At 69.6% G+C, this 16,509-nt stretch carries 16 protein-coding genes and 1 tRNA gene; 12 read left to right on the forward strand and 5 right to left on the reverse strand.

Features of this window, described 5'->3' with window-relative positions; genetic code table 11:
• Positions 1 to 131: 131 nt before the first annotated feature.
• Positions 132 to 1,019, reverse strand: a complete 888-nt coding sequence (locus E1286_RS38195) for a hypothetical protein (protein WP_132620680.1) — start codon at positions 1,017 to 1,019, stop codon at positions 132 to 134.
• A 95-nt stretch (positions 1,020 to 1,114) separates the two neighbouring features.
• On the opposite strand from E1286_RS38195, the gene E1286_RS38200 reads away from it, so the two are divergent.
• Complete coding sequence (locus E1286_RS38200; protein ID WP_132620682.1) at positions 1,115 to 1,540, forward strand: TIGR03668 family PPOX class F420-dependent oxidoreductase; 426 nt, start codon at positions 1,115 to 1,117, stop codon at positions 1,538 to 1,540.
• On the opposite strand, the gene E1286_RS38205 is transcribed toward E1286_RS38200, so the two are convergent.
• A complete protein-coding gene (locus E1286_RS38205) occupies positions 1,524 to 2,198 on the reverse strand; it encodes a ThuA domain-containing protein (protein WP_132620684.1) in 675 nt (224 codons plus the stop codon). The genes E1286_RS38200 and E1286_RS38205 overlap by 17 nt on opposite strands.
• A 98-nt stretch (positions 2,199 to 2,296) precedes the next feature.
• On the opposite strand from E1286_RS38205, the gene E1286_RS38210 reads away from it, so the two are divergent.
• The 9 genes from E1286_RS38210 (at position 2,297) to E1286_RS38255 (ending at position 13,246) form a co-directional block, all read left to right on the forward strand.
• Entirely contained in the window at positions 2,297 to 3,154 is an 858-nt protein-coding gene (locus tag E1286_RS38210) for an RNA polymerase sigma-70 factor (protein WP_223190819.1), read from the forward strand.
• Positions 3,155 to 3,187: 33 nt separating this feature from the next.
• Entirely contained in the window at positions 3,188 to 3,949 is a 762-nt protein-coding gene (locus E1286_RS38215) for an SDR family oxidoreductase (RefSeq protein ID WP_132620686.1), read from the forward strand.
• Positions 3,950 to 4,033: 84 nt separating this feature from the next.
• Positions 4,034 to 5,683, forward strand: a complete 1,650-nt coding sequence (locus E1286_RS38220; protein WP_132620688.1) for an NAD(P)/FAD-dependent oxidoreductase — start codon at positions 4,034 to 4,036, stop codon at positions 5,681 to 5,683.
• The gene (locus E1286_RS38225; protein WP_132620690.1) at positions 5,680 to 7,122 is read left to right on the forward strand and encodes an ATP-binding protein; all 1,443 of its coding nucleotides are present in this window, start codon (positions 5,680 to 5,682) and stop codon (positions 7,120 to 7,122) included. The genes E1286_RS38220 and E1286_RS38225 overlap by 4 nt, the downstream gene beginning before the upstream one ends.
• Positions 7,123 to 7,201: 79 nt before the next feature.
• Positions 7,202 to 8,743, forward strand: a complete 1,542-nt coding sequence (locus tag E1286_RS38230) for an AbgT family transporter (protein WP_132620692.1) — start codon at positions 7,202 to 7,204, stop codon at positions 8,741 to 8,743.
• A gap of 11 nt (positions 8,744 to 8,754) precedes the next feature.
• Entirely contained in the window at positions 8,755 to 9,888 is a 1,134-nt protein-coding gene (locus E1286_RS38235) for a M20 family metallopeptidase (RefSeq protein ID WP_342776306.1), read from the forward strand.
• 254 nt (positions 9,889 to 10,142) lie between these two features.
• On the forward strand, positions 10,143 to 11,924 hold the full coding sequence (locus E1286_RS49590; RefSeq protein WP_223190820.1) for an RNA polymerase subunit sigma-70: 1,782 nt from the start codon (positions 10,143 to 10,145) through the stop codon (positions 11,922 to 11,924).
• 76 nt (positions 11,925 to 12,000) lie between these two features.
• The gene (locus tag E1286_RS38250) at positions 12,001 to 12,519 is read left to right on the forward strand and encodes a pyridoxamine 5'-phosphate oxidase family protein (protein WP_132620694.1); all 519 of its coding nucleotides are present in this window, start codon (positions 12,001 to 12,003) and stop codon (positions 12,517 to 12,519) included.
• Positions 12,520 to 12,568: 49 nt separating this feature from the next.
• Positions 12,569 to 13,246, forward strand: a complete 678-nt coding sequence (locus tag E1286_RS38255) for an alpha/beta hydrolase (RefSeq protein ID WP_132620696.1) — start codon at positions 12,569 to 12,571, stop codon at positions 13,244 to 13,246.
• A 139-nt stretch (positions 13,247 to 13,385) separates the two neighbouring features.
• On the opposite strand, the gene E1286_RS38260 is transcribed toward E1286_RS38255, so the two are convergent.
• Positions 13,386 to 13,865: a Tn3 family transposase gene (locus E1286_RS38260; RefSeq protein ID WP_165970098.1), complete on the reverse strand. Its 480-nt coding sequence runs from the start codon at positions 13,863 to 13,865 to the stop codon at positions 13,386 to 13,388.
• Between E1286_RS38260 and E1286_RS48430 the strand changes: the two genes are divergently transcribed.
• Both E1286_RS48430 and E1286_RS38265 read left to right on the forward strand, forming a co-directional pair.
• The gene (locus tag E1286_RS48430) at positions 13,815 to 14,462 is read left to right on the forward strand and encodes a hypothetical protein (RefSeq protein ID WP_165970099.1); all 648 of its coding nucleotides are present in this window, start codon (positions 13,815 to 13,817) and stop codon (positions 14,460 to 14,462) included. The two genes, E1286_RS38260 and E1286_RS48430, sit on opposite strands and share 51 nt — an antisense overlap.
• Before the next feature lie 453 nt (positions 14,463 to 14,915).
• Positions 14,916 to 15,296 (forward strand): DUF302 domain-containing protein, encoded by a 381-nt coding sequence (locus E1286_RS38265; protein WP_132620700.1) that lies wholly within the window; start codon positions 14,916 to 14,918, stop codon positions 15,294 to 15,296.
• Between the two features lie 304 nt (positions 15,297 to 15,600).
• On the opposite strand, the gene E1286_RS48435 is transcribed toward E1286_RS38265, so the two are convergent.
• Together E1286_RS48435 and E1286_RS38270 are read right to left on the reverse strand one after the other, a co-directional pair.
• Positions 15,601 to 15,666, reverse strand: a tRNA-Ser gene (locus E1286_RS48435).
• A 116-nt stretch (positions 15,667 to 15,782) separates the two neighbouring features.
• Positions 15,783 to 16,127, reverse strand: a complete 345-nt coding sequence (locus E1286_RS38270) for a YidH family protein (protein ID WP_187368282.1) — start codon at positions 16,125 to 16,127, stop codon at positions 15,783 to 15,785.
• Between the last annotated feature and the right edge of the window lie 382 nt (positions 16,128 to 16,509).

Consider the following 16,509-nt stretch of genomic DNA (forward strand, 5'->3'; position numbering starts at 1 on the left):
GTCCTCATGAGCGGTGGGTCCTTCCGTGCCGGGGATCAGTCCTCGGCATCGAAAGTAGGGATCACCGCCTGTAGTCCGACTCCCGCTGGAGAGCGCACCTTTCAGGTAGCTCTGGAGTACTACGGGGCTTCTCAGACGAGGGAGTTGGCGCGCAGGACGCTGACCGCGCTGACGGTCGCGGCGCCGCGCCACTCCATCGCCCCGGCGGGCGAGATCCGCGCGTAGTCCACCGCCCAGCCGCCGTCGTCGCGCTGCTCCCCCGCCAGGCGGACGAGGTCGGCGGCGATCACCTCGGGCTCGAACAGCGTGCGGGCGGGCCGGCCGGGGTAGGGCGCGAAGTCGAGCGGGCGCAGCGCCTCGTCCTCGGTGCCGCCCTCCACCCGCACCCTGCCGTCCTCGGGGATGTGGTCGCCGAGGCGTTTGAGCAGCTCGGCGGCGCCGGGCTGCGTGTCGTGGACCGCGTCCAGGAAGTGCACGGCGAACGCCAGCACGTACGCGTGCGGCGGCTCCTTCATCGCGTGGATGGCGTCGAGGCAGTAGCGGGTGGCCCGCTCCAGCCACGGGTGCGCGGCCACGGCCGGGTCGTGGGCGGCGACGCGGTGGGCGGCCGCCGCCGACACGGAGGTGATCTGCAGGGACGACACGGTCGGGTCGCCGCCCGCCCACCAGGGCGCGGTGGCGGCGGTGTCACGGATCGGCAGCGCGAACGGCAGCCCGCCGTCGGGCAGCGTCACCGACTCCAGCCAGTCGCACAGCGCGGCGGCCTGCGGCGCGGTCGCGGGAGCGATCTCGTCGAACACCTCGAAGGCGTGCAGCGCGGCCCCCGGCTGGCTCTCGGGAGAGCGCAGGTCGGGCTCCAGGCCCCAGCCGTACCCGCCGTCGACGTTGCGATAGCCCTCCAGCGCCGCGAGGACGCCGGCCGCGTCGCCCTCCCCCATGAGCAGGTCGTAGCGGCGGCGGTCCAGCACCCGCGCGTGCCCGGCCAGGAAGGCGGGGACCACGGAAAGGTTCACGTTCATGCGCTCATCGTGCCCGGATTCGGGCCGTGCGCTCTTGTACGTTCCGGACGCGCCTGCGGGCCAGGGCCGCAGCGCGCCCGCACAATGGCAGGGTGATGGACGCTCAGCTGGCACGGGAGAGGTTCGCCGGGCAGCCGGTGGCGCGGCTGGCCACGGCCGACGCCGGCGGGCGGCCCCACGTGGTGCCGGTCACCTTCGCCGTGACGGGCGCGCGCGTGGTGACGGCGGTCGACCACAAGCCCAAGACCACCATGGCGCTGCGGCGGCTGCGCAACGTCCGCGACAACCCGGCCGTCAGCCTGCTGGCCGACCACTACGAGGACGACTGGACGCGCCTGTGGTGGGCGCGCGCCGACGGCACCGCGCGGGTCGTCGAGGACGGGCCCGACCGCGAGGCCGCGCTCGACGTGCTCGCCTCGAAGTACGAGCAGTACCGCGGGCGCCGCCCCGCCGGGCCGGTGATCGTCGTGGACGTGACCCGCTGGAGCGGCTGGTCGGCGGCCGCTACTCCCGCACCGTGACCGGCCGTTTCAGCAGCCACAGGGCCGCCCGGCGCAGCAGCGTGCGGTGGATCTCGTTGTCGTACGACCTCGTGTCGTGCCCCAGCGCGTCGTAGAACACCCGCCCCCGCCGCACCGGACGCGCCCACACCAGCGGCCGGCCGTTCGCGGAGGCCAGCGGCTCGACGTCGGGCAGCACGTCGAGGTCGCCGTAGACCTCGTCCACCACGTCGAAGTCCCGCAGGCCCTCGGCCACCGGGTGAGTGCCGTGCACGCGCACGCCCGTCCAGCCCAGCGGCGTGTGGTGGGACTTGGGCCAGCTCCAGCAGCCGCCCAGCACGCGCGGCCAGCCCTGCCAGTCGTCGAAGCAGATGGCCGCCGTGTGCATGCACAGCAACCCGCCGCCCTGGTCGAGGTGGTCGAGCAGAGTCGTGCGGGCCGCGGTCGGCAGGGAGAAGCGCCAGCGCGGGCGCAGGCCGGCGAAGCGGTCCTGGGTCATCTGCCAGCGCAGCGCGTTGACGGTGATCAGCTGGACCTCGGGCGGCTCGGCGAGCGCGCCCGTGATGTCCTCGGTGATCTCGGATTCGACCCCCACCTCGGCGAGCGTCTCGGCGAGCGCGGCCGACGTGGCGGCGAAGTCGTGGAACGGGCCTCCTGAAAGGATCAGATTTCTCGCCACGCGTCCAGCCCATCACGGTTCCCGCGAACTGTCACATCTCCCGCGATCGCCGCGTCCTATCACCAGGAGGCGACGCGCGGCTCGCACGATGAGGGGGCATGATGCCGGACGTGGACTTCGAGGAGCACCGTCCGATGTTGCTGGGGCTGGCGTACCGGCTGCTCGGCAGCATGTGGGACGCCGAGGACGTCGTGCAGGAGGCGTGGCTGCGCTGGCAGGGCACGGACCGGAGCCAGGTCAGGGAGCCGCGGGCGTTCCTGGTGACGGTGGTGTCGCGGCTGGCACTGGACCAGCTGCGCTCCGCGCGGGTCAAGCGTGAGGCGTACACCGGGCCCTGGCTGCCCGAGCCGGTCATGACGGCGGAGGCCGGGCCGCTGGACACGGCCGAGCTGCGCGACACGGTCTCGTACGCGACGCTGCACCTGATGGAACGGCTGTCGCCGCCGGAGCGGGCGGTGTTCGTGCTGCGGGAGGCGTTCGAGCTGCCGTACGACGAGATCGCGGAGATCGTCGGCACGACCGTGGCCAACTGCCGGCAGCTGCACCACCGGGCCTCCGGCCGCCTGGCCGCGGGGCGCGACCGGTTCCGGCCGTCGAGCGAGGAGCACGCCAGGCTGCTGGGCAGGTTCATGGAGGCGGCCACGGGCGGCGACCTGTCGGCGCTCACCGACCTGTTCCACGAGGACGTCGTGGCCTACACCGACGGCGGCGGCCGGGTCAGGGCGGCGCTGCGGCCGGTCTCCGGGCGGCGCAAGGTGCTGGCGTTCCTGGCCGGGCTCGCCGCCCGCTATCACTTCGCCGATCCTCGGCTGGTCCACGTCAACGGCGAGCCGGCGATCTGGGTGCGCGTCGGCGACCAGCACCAGCTCGTGGTGCTGGAGTTCCGCGACGGGCTGATCAGCGCCGTCTACGGTCTGCTCAACCCGGACAAGCTGACCCGCGTGAAGCCCGCCTGACCTCCGGCGCGGAGGCGATCTATAGTCGCCCGTATGGATCTCGGTATCTCGGGCAAGGTCGCTCTCGTCACCGGAGGGAGCGCGGGCATCGGACTCGCCGCCGCCAAGAGCCTCGCGCGGGAGGGCTGCGACGTCTGTGTCAGCGCCCGCGACCCGGAGCGGCTCGCCGACGCGGTGGTGGAGCTGCAGGAGTTCGGCAAGGTCGTGCACGCCGTGCTGGCCGACGTGGAGGATCCGTCCGCCGCGCGCCGGGTGGTCGAGGAGACCCGCGACGTGCTCGGGCCGGTCGACATCCTGGTGGCCAACGCGGGCGGCCCCCCGGCCGGCCGCTTCGACCAGGTCGGGCTCGACGACTGGGACGTCGCCGTCCAGCGCAACCTGCTGGGCACCGTACGCCTGATCCACGCGGTCCTGCCGGAGATGCGCTCGCGCGGCTGGGGGCGGATCGTCACCATCACCAGCCGGTCGGTCCGCGAGGCGATCGACGGCCTGCTGCTGTCCAACGCCACCCGCTCGGCCGTGGCCGGCGTCGTGCGCACGCTGGCCCGCGAGGTGGGCGGCGACGGCGTGCTGGTCAACAACGTGCTGCCGGGCCCCATCGAGACCGACCGGCTGCGGCAGCTCATGGGCGACGAGGAGGCGCTGCGCCGCCGCGGCGAGGAGGTGCCGGTCGGCCGCGTCGGGCGGCCCGAGGAGATCGGCGACGTGGTGGCGTTCCTGGCCAGCGAGCGGGCGTCGTTCGTGAACGGCGTGTCCCTGCTGGTGGACGGCGGCGAGAGCCGGGTCATCGCCTGACCCGGCCAGGCTCCGGGTGGCCGTCCGCCGCATACCCACGCACATGACATCCTTCCCTTAGGAGCCATCGAAGGGGCGAGGGTCATGGAAAAGCCGGTCATCGTGACGGTCGATGACGATCCGGGCGTCTCGCGGGCCGTCGCCCGCGACCTCAGACGGCGCTACGGGCAGCAGTACCGCATCGTCCGCGCCGAAACGGCCGCGGACGGCATCGGCGCGGTCAAGGAGATGAGGCTGCGGGGCGACGACGTGGCGGCGATCCTGGCCGACTACCGGATGCCGCAGATGAACGGCGTGCAGTTCCTGGAGGCCGCCATGGACCTCTACCCGTACGCCCGCCGGGTGCTGCTGACCGCCTACGCCGACACGGACGCGGCGATCCAGGCGATCAACGTGGTGGATCTCGATCACTATCTGCTCAAGCCGTGGGATCCGCCGGAGGAGAAGTTCTATCCGGTGATCGACAACCAGCTCGACGCCTGGATGCGCACCGACCGGGTGGAGCGGACCGAGCTACGGGTGGTGGGCGACCGGTGGTCGGCGCAGTCGTACCGGGTGCGCGACTTCCTGTCCCGCAACCACGTGCCGTACCAGTGGATGCTGGCCGAGGATCCCGAGGGCGCGCAGCTGGTGAAGGCGGCGGGCGAGGGGTGTCACCTGCCGCTGGTGGTGATGCCCGACGGCGTGACTCTGGAGTCGCCCGACCAGGCGACGCTGGCCACGGCGGTGGGCCTGTCCACGACTCCGGCCACCGACTTCTACGACCTGATCGTGGTGGGCGGCGGCCCCGCCGGGCTCGGCGCGGCCGTCTACGGCGCCTCCGAGGGGCTCAAGACGGTGCTGGTGGAGGCGTACTCGTCGGGCGGCCAGGCCGGGCAGAGCTCGCGGATCGAGAACTACCTGGGCTTTCCGGACGGCGTCTCCGGCCAGCAGCTCGCCGACCGGGCGCGGCGGCAGGCGCTGAAGTTCGGGGCCGAGCTGCTGACCGCGCGCAAGGTGGTCAGCCTGGAGCCGCGCGGCCAGGCGCGCGTGGTCGGGTTCAAGGACGGCGGCGAGATCGCGGCGCACGCGGTCATCCTGGCGACCGGCGTCACCTACCGCCGGCTGCAGGCGCCCGGCCTGGACGACTTCGTCGGCCGGGGCGTCTTCTACGGCGCCGCCATGACCGAGGCGCCGTCGTGCCAGGACTCCGAGGTCTACATCGTGGGCGCGGCCAACTCGGCCGGCCAGGCGGCGGTCCACCTGTCGCAGTACGCGAGCAAGGTCCACCTGCTGGTGCGGGGCGAGGGGCTGGAGAAGTCCATGTCCCACTACCTCATCGAGCAGCTCACGGCGCTGCCCAACGTCGAGGTGCACGCGCAGACCCAGGTCGTCGCCGGCTCCGGCGACGACCACCTGCAGGAGCTGACGCTGGCCACGAAGGGCGAGGAGCGCACGGTCCCCGCGCAGTGGCTCTTCGTCTTCATCGGGGCCGAGCCGTACACGTCGTGGCTGGACGACACCGTCGAGCGGGACGCCCGCGGGTTCATCCTGACCGGCCCCGACCTGGTGCAGAGCGGGCAGCGGCCGCGCAACTGGCCGCTGCGGCGCGAGCCGTACTACCTGGAGACGAACGTGCCCGGGGTGCTGGCCGCGGGCGACGTACGCGCCGAATCCATCAAGCGGGTGGCCTCGGCCGTCGGCGAGGGCGCCATGGCCGTCTCGCTGGTGCACCGGTACTTGGAGAAACAATGAGCGAGACCGAGACCCAGATCGGCATCGACGAGCTGCGCAAGCTCTTCCTCTTCGAGCGGCTGACCGACGAGCAGCTCACCACGCTGGCCCGCAGCGGCCGGGTGCAGACGTACGCGCAGGACGAGGACATCGTCCGGCAGGGCGAACCGGCCGAGTGCTTCGCGGTGCTCATCGAGGGCGAGGTGCAGATGATCAGCGAGACGGTCGCCGCCGGCACCGTCGCGATGCCGCGCACCTCGCAGCCCGGCGTCTACGGCGGCGCCACCGCCGCCTATCTCGGCGACCGGGCGCCGCAGACCTACCAGCACACGCTGCGCGCCACCGCGCCGTCGCGGGTGTTCATGCTGCCCGCGCGGAAGTTCGGCTACATCGTCGCCGAGTGGTTCCCGATGGGGATGCACCTGCTCGACGGGCTGATGTCGGGTGGCCGCATGCAGCGGGAGATCATCGACCGGCGGCAGCGGCTGACGGCGCTCGGCACGATCACGGCCGGATTGACCCACGAGCTGAACAACCCCGCGGCGGCGGCCGTGCGCGCGGTGGGCGAGCTACGCTCGCTGGTCAGGGGCGCACGCCGGCAGCTCGCCCAGCTGGCCGAGGACGGCATCCCGCCCGAGCGGCTGCGCGCGCTGATCCAGGTGCAGGAGGCGTGCACGGGCGGCCTGGCCACGCAGCCGAAACGCTCGCCGCTGGAGATCGCCGACGCCGAGGACGAGCTCGGCGAGGCGCTGGAGGAGCTGGGCGTCGAGAACGCGTGGGACCTGGCGCCGCCGCTGGTCACGGCCGGGTTCACCCGTGAGCATCTGGAGGAGATCCGCGAGAGGCTCGGCGAGCGGCACATCGTGGGGTCGCTCAACTGGCTGACCAAGGCCGTCGAGATCGCGCAGATGCTCAACGAGGTGACCGACGCGACCGACCGCATCACGACGCTGATCCGGTCGGCCAAGCAGTACTCCCAGATGGACCGGGCGCCGTTCCAGCAGATCGACGTGCACGAGCTGCTCGACAGCACGATCGCGATCTTCCGTGGGAAGATCCCGCCGGGCATCAGCGTGGTCACCGAGTACGACCGCACGCTGCCGTCCATCCCGTGCTACGCGGGCGAGCTCAACCAGGTGTGGACCAACCTCATCCACAACGCGCTCGACGCGATGGGCGCGGAGGGCACGCTCACCATCCGCACCGCGCACGACGCCGACGAGGCGATCGTGGAGATCGGCGACACGGGCCACGGCGTGCCGGAAGCGATCAAGGACCGGATCTTCGAGCCGTTCTTCACCACCAAGACCGTGGGCGAGGGCACGGGGCTCGGCCTCGACATCTCGTACCGGATCGTGGCGGGGCGGCACGGCGGGGAGATCAAGGTGCGCTCGGTGCCGGGCGACACGTGGTTCGAGGTGCGCCTGCCGCTCAGGGAGTCGTCCATCGCCCCTGCGTGATTTCTTGGCGCCGATTTGTCAACTGCTTCCTTACCGCATGTAATGTTTGACCGAAATGCGGGAAGGAGGCGGCGCGGTGATGACGTCCGAGCCGGTGGCGGAGTCCCGTTCGCTCGGCGCGCTGCTCAGGGTGCTCGGCGGCATCGAACGACTCGGCAACAAACTGCCACATCCGTTCTGGCTGTTCGTGGTGCTGAGCGCGCTGCTGGCGCTGGTGAGCTGGGGGCTCTCCGCGGCGGGGGTGTCGGCGGTCAACCCGGCGAGCGGCGAGACCGTCGTGGCCAAGAACCTGCTCTCGGTCGAGGGCGTGCGGATGATGGTCGGCGACGCGATCGAGAACTACACGTCGTTCCCGCCGCTCGGCACGATCCTGGTCGTCATGCTCGGCGTCGCGGTGGCCGAGCGCTCGGGGCTGCTGGCCGCGGTGCTGCGGTCCGGGGTGTCGAAGGTGTCGCCGAAGTGGGTGACGTTCGCGCTGGCGTTCACCGGGATGGTCGCGCACGTGGCCTCCGACGCCGCGTACGTCGTGCTCATCCCGCTCGGCGCGCTGGCGTTCCGCGCGGTGGGGCGCAGCCCGATCCTCGGCATCGTGGTGGCGTTCGTGTCCATCTCGGCCGGCTACGACGCCAGCCCGCTGATCACGCCGGCGGACGCCGTGCTGTCCGGGCTGACGACGGCCGCCGCGCACACCATCGACCCGTCCTACGTCGTCACGCCGGTGGCCAACTACTACTTCTCGATCGCGTCGTCGTTCCTGCTGGCCGCCGCGATCACCCTCGTGACCGAGCGGGTGCTGGCGCGCCGGGTCGAGACCATGCCGGTCGATCCCGACGCCCCCGACGACGACCTGGGCTCGCTGACGCTCGGCGACGGGGAGCGCAAGGGGTTGAAGGCCGCGCTGATCACGCTCGTGGTGCTCGCCGCCGCGATCGTGGCGGCCGTGCTGCCCTCCGGGTCGCCGCTGCGTGGCGAGGACGGCGGGATCGTGCAGTCGCCGCTGCTCACCTCGATCGCGATCTTCCTCGGGCTCGCGTTCCTGGCCGCCGGCTGGGCGTACGGGAAGGCGGCCGGGACGATCGGCGGCAGCCGGGACATCCCCGCCTTCATGGCGCACGGGTTCCGCGAGATGGCGCCGATCCTCGTGCTGTTCTTCGCCATCTCGCAGTTCCTGGCGTACTTCCGGTGGACCGGCATCGGCGAGATCCTCGCCATCGACGGGGCCGGTCTGCTGCGCTCGGCCGGGGTGAGCGGGCCCGTGGTGTTCCTCGGCATCCTGCTCGTGGTCACCGTGATCAACCTGGTGGTGACCAGCGGGTCGGCGCAGTGGGCGCTGGTCGGGCCGGTGTTCGTGCCGATGCTGATGTTGCTGGACATCCCGCCCGAGTACACCCAGGCGCTCTACCGGATCGCCGACTCCTGCACGAACGCGATCACGCCGATGAGCCCGTACTTCGTGATGGCGCTGGGCTTCCTGCAGCGCTACCGGCGCTCGGCCGGCATCGGCACGCTGGCCTCGATGACCATCCCGCTCGCGTTCACCCTGCTCGTCGTCTGGACGTTGCTGTTCTTCGCGTTCTGGGCCCTGGGCGTCCCGCTCGGGCCCGGCGCGCCCGTCCCCTAGAAAGGATTCTCGTGCTGATCACCGACTGGACCCGGCAGGCCCTGCCGTCCATGCTCGACGACCTCAGGGCCGTGGTGGAGCTGGAGACCCACAGCTACGACAAGGCCATGTTGGTCAAGGGGCTGCGCGCGATCCGCGCGCGGGTGGTGGGCCATCTCGGGACTCCTGACGACGAGATCCTGCACGAGGGCGGCCAGCACGGCGACGTCCTGGAGCTGACCTACCGGGGCACCGCGCCCGGCACGGTGCTGATGCTCAGCCACTACGACACCGTCTGGCCGACGGGCACGCTCACGAGCTGGCCGTTCGCGATCATGGACGACAAGGTCACGGGGCCGGGCGTGTTCGACATGAAGACGGGGCTCGTCCAGGCGGTCTGGGCGCTGCGCGGGCTGCGCGAGCTGGGGCTTCCCCATCCGAGCGTGCGGTTCCTGTTCAACGGCGACGAGGAGATCGGCAGCCCGGCCTCGCGCGAGTTCATCGAGGCGGCCAGCGAGGACGCCCTGGCCACGCTGGTCTTCGAGGCGTCGCTCGACGGGGCGGTCAAGACGGCGCGCAAGGGCGTGGGGCTGTTCAACGTGACGGTCACCGGGGTCGAGGCGCACGCGGGGCTCGACCCGTACGCGGGGGCGAACGCGATCCACGCCCTCGCCGAGATCGTCACCACGCTGGCCGGGGCCGGCTCGCGTGAGCGCGGCACGACCGTGAACGTCGGCCTGATCAACGGCGGCACCGGGCGCAACGTGGCCGCGGGGCGCGCGACCTGCGGCGTGGACGTGCGGGTCGGCGACCCGGCGGAGATGGCGCGGATCGACGAGGTGTTCGCGGGGCTGCGGGCCTCCGACCCGCGCGTGACGGTCGCCGCGACCGGCGAGTGGAACCGGCCGCCCATGGTCCCGAACGCCCCCTCGCAGCGGCTGTTCAAGGAGGCGCAGGCGGTGGCCTCCGGGTTCGGGTGGCAGCTGGAGGAGACCGCGGTCGGCGGCGCCAGCGACGGGAACTTCGTCTCGGCGCTGGGCCGGCCGGTGCTGGACGGCCTCGGCGCCGTCGGCGACGGGGCGCACGCGCGGCACGAGCACGTGCTGGTCGAGCACATCCCCGAGCGCACGGCCCTCGCGATCGGCCTCATCACCGCCCTGGCGTAGGTCTCGGGGGCTGACGAGCATTGGAACGAAAAGTCCCGCTAAGCGGACTCCGTAGAGCGGCTTACCGTGACTTTTCGTTCGGATGCGCCTCGTCGAAGCGTATCCGCACAGGAAGAGCACGCGAGGGATGCTGATCGTTCCACTTCCTAGGAAGCGGAACGACCGCGACCGTACATCACCCATCCCGTGAGAATCGGACACCGACGGACACCGTTCGTTCCAGAGTTCGTCCCACAACAACTGTTCCAGAAGGTATGTACGAAGCCGACTTTCGGTACGATTTCGGAGTGGGAACTGGTAGCGATCACCCCCAGGGGGGACTTGAACTCGGCTACGCCCGCGTCTCCACCACCAAACAGTCCCTCGATCGTCAGCTCGACGCTCTGGCCGCCGCCGGCATCCCGGACGAGCGGATCTTCGTCGACAAGAAGACCGGAACCACCGTCGACCGAGACGGCCTCGATCGGCTCCTGGCTTACGCGCGTGCTGGCGACACGGTCGTTGTCCATGCTCTGGACCGGATCGGCCGTAACCTCCGTGAGGTTTTGAACCTCGTGAACGAACTGTCCGAGCGCGGCATCGGCGTGCGCTCGCTGGCCGACCCGCTCCCCATCAACACCGCCGACGAGGGTATGGGCCGCATCGCTTTCCTGCTGCTCGCGTTGTTCGCCGAGATGGAACGGACCTTCACCGCCGAGCGCGCCGCCCACGCCCGCGCCGTCGCCGAAGCGGGCGGCCGACACGTTGGCCGGCCTATCGCCCACCCCGCCGACAAGATCGAATATGCCCAGTTGCTCAAAACCCAGGGCGACTCCCTCGGCCAGATCGCGGCCAAGACCGGCATCCCCAAGACATCCCTGCACCGCTACCTCTCCGATACCGTCGCCGCAGCCAGCAGGGGCCGGGGCGACAGCATGAGTAGCCGCAGCCCGAAGCGGCAGCTCGGAGAAGCCGAAGGGGATGGAGTCAGCCGCGCCGGTGAAGCCGTAACCAGCGCTACCGCCCAGAACGCTGACGAGTCGGCCTTCGGCGGGCTTGTCGAGCAGTATCGGCGAGAGTTGCAGGTGCATTGCTACCGGATGGTCGGCTCGTTCGAGGAGTCCGAAGATCTGGTACAGGAAACATTCCTGCGGGCGTGGCGCAAACGCGAGACCTTCCAGGGTCGTTCCACATTCCGCGCGTGGCTCTACCGGATCGCGACGAACGCCTGTCTCGACTTCCTCGACCGGCACCCGCGCCATCCGCTCCCACGGGAGACCGCCCGGGTAGGCGATAGGGGCGAGGCGCCGCCGGATGAGATCCGATGGCTCCAGCCCTACCCGGATCGGCTGCTGGAGCCGATGGCACCAGACGACATAGAGCCGGACGCCGCCGCGGTCAGCAAGGAGACCATCGAACTGGCGTTCCTGGTCGCTATCCATCACCTGCCTCCCCGGCAACGTGCGGTGCTGATCCTTCGAGACGTGCTCGGCTGGTCGGCCAAGGAGTCCTCCGCGGCGCTGGGGATGAGCGTCGCCTCGGTGAAGAGCGCTCTGCAGCGGGCGCGGCCGACCCTGAAGATGCACCTCCCGCAGCGTCGGGAGGAGTGGGCGGCGTCAACGCCCGCCACCGCGCAGGAGCGGGCCTTGCTGCAGCGCTTCATGGACGCCCACGAGCAGGCGGACACCGCTGCGCTCGCACAGTTGCTGAGTGAAGACGTGCGGATGACGATGCCTCCGCTTCCGTTCTGGTTCTCCGGCCGCCAGGCGGTCACGGACTTCGCCGCCCATGCCCTCGGGCCCGACTCGCCGCTGTACCGGGCACAGTGGCGGAGCGTGCCGACCCGGGCGAACCGGCAGCCGGCGGTGGCGGGGTACGTCCGGGTGCCGGGAGACCGGGAGTACCGGGCTCAGGTGCTCAACGTGCTGCGGGTCGAGGACGGGAAGATCGCCGAGATCACCGCCTTCGAGCCGCGCGTGTTCCCTGCGTTCGATCTGCCGCTGACGCTGTCCGAGCTCCCGGACATCCCTGTGCTCGATCGTCGCCCTGGGCGGTGATTCCTTTTCGGCCGCCTAACCGTCTCAACAGGGGACGGCCGCGATACGCGCGGTCGGCGACGGTGAGGAGTTGTTGATGGGAACCGGGAATCGCGACGATGTGATGGCGCTGCCGCAAGGTGATGTCGGCCTGCTGGGCAGTGACGTGGCCCAGCGTCTGCTGGTCTCCAAGGAGCTGGCGCGAGTGGCGTATGTCGCGGCGGACGGCACGCCGCGTGTCTTCCCGATGTTGTTTCACTGGACCGGGACTGAGGTGGTGCTCTCGACGTTCGGGGGTGCCAAGGTTCGCGCCCTGCGGGCCAGGCCCGACGTCGCCATCACCATCGACGTCGCCTCCACCCCGCCGCAGGCGCTGCTGATCCGTGGGCGGGCCTCTGTCACCGATGTCGCAGGGATCGTACCGGAGTACGCGCTGGCCCTGCGCCGCTACGGCGGGCAGGAGCAGGCCGCCGCCCAACTGGCGGAAGTCGATCACCCTGATACGAAGATGGTCCGCATCGCCGTGCGGCCAGCCTGGGTCGGGGTTCTGGATTTCCAGACACGACTGCCCGGTGGCACCAGCATGCGGGATTTCGAACGTCGGGGCCGACTGTGACAAGGGGGACCGGAAGTCAGTGTCATCACTATCAGGAGAGCAGCTCATCATGACCACCTATGTATTGATCCCCGGCGCCGCGTCCGACTCCTGGTACTGGCATCTGCTGAACGCCGAACTGCGTGCGCGCGGCCACGACGTAATCGCGCCCGATCTGCCCTGCGACGATGACTCGGCCGGGCTGGCCGAGTACACCGACGTGGTGATCGACGCCATCGGGGACCGCACCGACCTTGTCGTGGTCGCCCAGTCTTTCGGCGGATTCACCGCTCCTCTGGTGTGCGATCGGGTCCCGGTCGATCTGCTGGTGCTGCTGACAGCGATGATCCCCTCGCCGGGTGAGTCGCCCGGCCAGTGGTGGGCCAACACCGGCTGGGAAAAGGCCCGACATGAGCAGGACAAACGCGATGGACGGGCACCCGACGACGAGATCGCCCTTTTCCTCCACGACGTGCCACCCGACCTGGCGGCAGAGGTGATCAAGCGGCGCCGTCATCAGTCCGCCACACCCTTCCTGCACCCATGGCCGCTTCAAGCGTGGCCCGCGGTGCCGACGAAATTCCTGCTCTGCCGCGACGACCGCTTCTTCCCTGCAGAGTTCATGCGCCAGATCGTCGGACAACGCCTCGGCATCGCCCCGGACGAGATCGACGGCGGCCACGCCATCGCCCTCAGCCGCCCCAGGGAGCTGGCCGATCGGCTGGAGGCCTACCAGGCCGTACGGTAGCAACCTGCGTGCGTCGGCACCGGAACGTACGCCAACGCCTCCGAGCACGCCTCGTACGGTGCACCTGCGGAAATGCGCTCACCGAACGAAACGGTCCCGTTGCGGGGTCCCCCCAGGGCCCCGCTCCGCTAAATGCCCTCTATAGGCCGTCGTCGTCCCAGTCCGGCTCGTCAGGATCCCGGAGCTGCCGCATGCCGGTCGGGCCGAGGTCGGGCTGGGTGAAGGAGTAGGTGCCGATCACGTTGATGTGCCGGCGGACGAAGGGCGACAGCCGGGCGACGTCCTCCTCGCCCAGCGGGTATCGCTCAGCCTTGAGCTGGTCCAATGCCTTGTCCATGTAGAAGGTGTTCCACAGCGTGACGCAATTCAGAACGAGGCCGAGCGCGCCGAGTTGCTCTTCCATGCCCTTGTGGTAGCGCTGGTAGATCTCGCCCTTCCTGCCGTGGAAGATCTTCCCGGCCAGGGCATGCCGGGACTCCTGCAGGTTGCGGATGCCTTTGATGTCACGCCGGTAGGGCTCCTCAACTGCGTAGGTGAGGATGTGCAACGTCTTGAAGATCCGCCCATAGTGTGCGATCGCGTCGCCCAGCGGTGTGGGGTTGCCATCTCGCTGGATCATCCGGAGACGGAGTACAGCTACTTCGCCACGATCAGAGGCATCCTCACCATCCCGGCGGCCAGCGACTCCGCCGCCCGGCAACGCCTCGCCGACGCCGTCACCGGCGGCAAAGCACTCGACCTGCACCACGACGACCCGGACGCCGAATTCTCCGCCTCGCTCGTCCTGGACGCCGAGGACCTGCAACTGTTCGAGATCAACGGCAAGCCACCGTCCGACGACGTTCATGTCACCTGGGATCCGTCACGGGCACCGGCCCCCGAGGTGCTCCCGCCCGGGGTGACCGTCGACCTTTACACGGTCACGGGGCCGCCCTCGGACAATCCTCTGGAGGCCACCTCTCGCGTCCGCATCGAGCCCTACCGTGATTTCCTCCACGGCACGGTCAGCAACGCCTGGCTGATCCGCAAGGGCCTCCCCTCCGACCGAGTCGTCTGGAACTACGCCGTCGGCGACTGGGTCTATCCGGAAGACCCCGATCCTGCCGACTTCGCGCCCTCTCGACCAGGCCATCAGGCAAGCCCGTCTCATCGTCGGGCTGGACACTCTCGCCGATCCGCCGCCGGCAGCGGCGACATCTCGATCCCGAGGTCCTAGAGCGCTGGGTCGAGCCTTGGGTCTTCTCCCACTGCACCAACGCCTCCAGCACACCCGCGATCGAATACGAGACAGAGACTCTACCGGTCAACTACTCCGGGAGTCCCTGTCTCTGCTGCGCAAGGGACTCCACGAAGAGACTCCTGTTACAGCGCAGTCTGATCATTCGCTCCACACAGCCATCACTTCATGTAATGAGCCGTGACGGAAGGGGCTACCGCCAGCAAGATCCGGCCCGTTCTTCAAGGCGAGGCTGTGGAGATGGATGGCATATTCCGAAATTATGGCCTGGTCCGACCTATCATGAGAGACCAGCCCATCTCCTGACCCTAACGGTTGACTAGGGCGTGGCTGCAACCGGTGCGGCCCGGGTGGCACAGTGAGGAAGAGGCCGCTGCCTCAGCGTTGTGACCGGGCGGATCGCGGCGTACGGCACGGCGAGGAGGTGCTGACATGAAGATCGCCACGCGTGACTCGGCCGGTTCCGTGACCGAGACGCTGGAACGGCTCAAGGGACTGATCGCGGCCAAGGGGCTGAAGCTCTTCACCGTCATCGAGCACGACGCCGCCGCGGCGGACGCCGGGCTGAGCATGCCCCCGGCCAAGGTTGTCATCTTCGGCAATCCGGTGACGGGCACCCCGCTCATGATCGCCTCTCCGCTGCTCGCCCTCGACCTGCCGATGAAGATCCTCATCTGGCAGGACGCGTCCGGCGGCACCCGGATCAGCCACGGCGACGTCGCCGAACTGCAGGAGCGCCATGCTCTTACCGACGAGCAGGCGGCCCCGCTGCGCGGCGTCGAAGTCCTCGCCGCCGCGGCCTCCTGCACCTGACGACGCGCTGGCGCGCCCCCGCGCGCGACCGGTGACGGCATGGACGAGCCCAGGCAACCGTCCATGCGCGCCCCGGCTCGTGCTCGACACGTCCGCGCAGGCCAAGGCTGGCCGACCGACCATGCCGGTCACGCTGACCAGCGTGGTGCCGCCGTCCATGGCGAATTTCTCTGGCGCCGCCGTCCGTGGCCGCGCCGTCCCTGCCAGCACTCCAACAGGCCGTTGCTGTCAGCGTTGCTGTCACTGGAGATCAAAAACGCCCCGGCCGTGATCGGCTCGGGGCGTTCTGGCTGTTCAGGTGCTGTGGTCAGGGACAGGGTCGAACTGCCGACCTTCCGCTTTTCAGGCGTGGCAATCGCCCTGCTCACCCGCCGGGAGCTGTGAGTGGAGGGGTGCCGACGGTGCCCTACGTGTGGCTGTGGTGGTGGACGCTGCCGTCAGCCACGCCGTCGAAACGGACTGTCGCAGACAGTGCTGGATGATGTATCAGCGAACGAGCAGTACCAATGCGATGAAGGCTGCGAGCACGAGGACCATGGCCGCAGCGATTGGGCCATGAGTGCTGGCTCCGATGACGACGCGGCCCCGCGTGATTTCCTGATTCAACGCACGGTAACGGACGGTGGCGTAGCCAAAGCCAGCGATTGCCGCGCATACGAGCACGCCGCCTGCGGCAAATGCGTAGACCTCGTTGTCTGAGCCGAACTTCGCCGCTCCCAGACCGAAGGCCATCATGGCCAAGCTCGTCCGCAGCCAGGCGAGGTAGGTGCGCTCGTTGGCCAGATGCTCGCGAACCCGGAGATCGCCGGCTGCGATGGACGACTCGTTCACCGATCAGGCACTTCCCGTCCGACCGATTGGGCCCTCTTTGCGACCCGTTCACGGCAAGCTGTAATCCGCAATGGCACGATGATACAAGAGGTTATGCCGGGTGGGGGCCTCGGGAAGAGACTCAAGCCAGTCGTGGGAGGCGATGCACCTTGAATGGTCCCCTACGCGGAAGTGATCCTGATCATCCTTCATCTGAGGGGGTCAGAGAACGAAAAGTCGTCAAGCCGACTCCTCCCGAGCTCATGGAGGACGCCGGTACTACATCCGTAGATCTTGATTCGTTTGGCTCCGCCACGGGATGTAGTTGCTTCATCGTCAGTGCGTGACATGCGCTCTGACCTACGATCTTGTCGTGTCCTGGGATACGGAACTGACCGCGCTG

This window comes from Nonomuraea terrae (genome assembly GCF_004348995.1).
Lineage (GTDB): Bacteria > Actinomycetota > Actinomycetes > Streptosporangiales > Streptosporangiaceae > Nonomuraea > Nonomuraea terrae.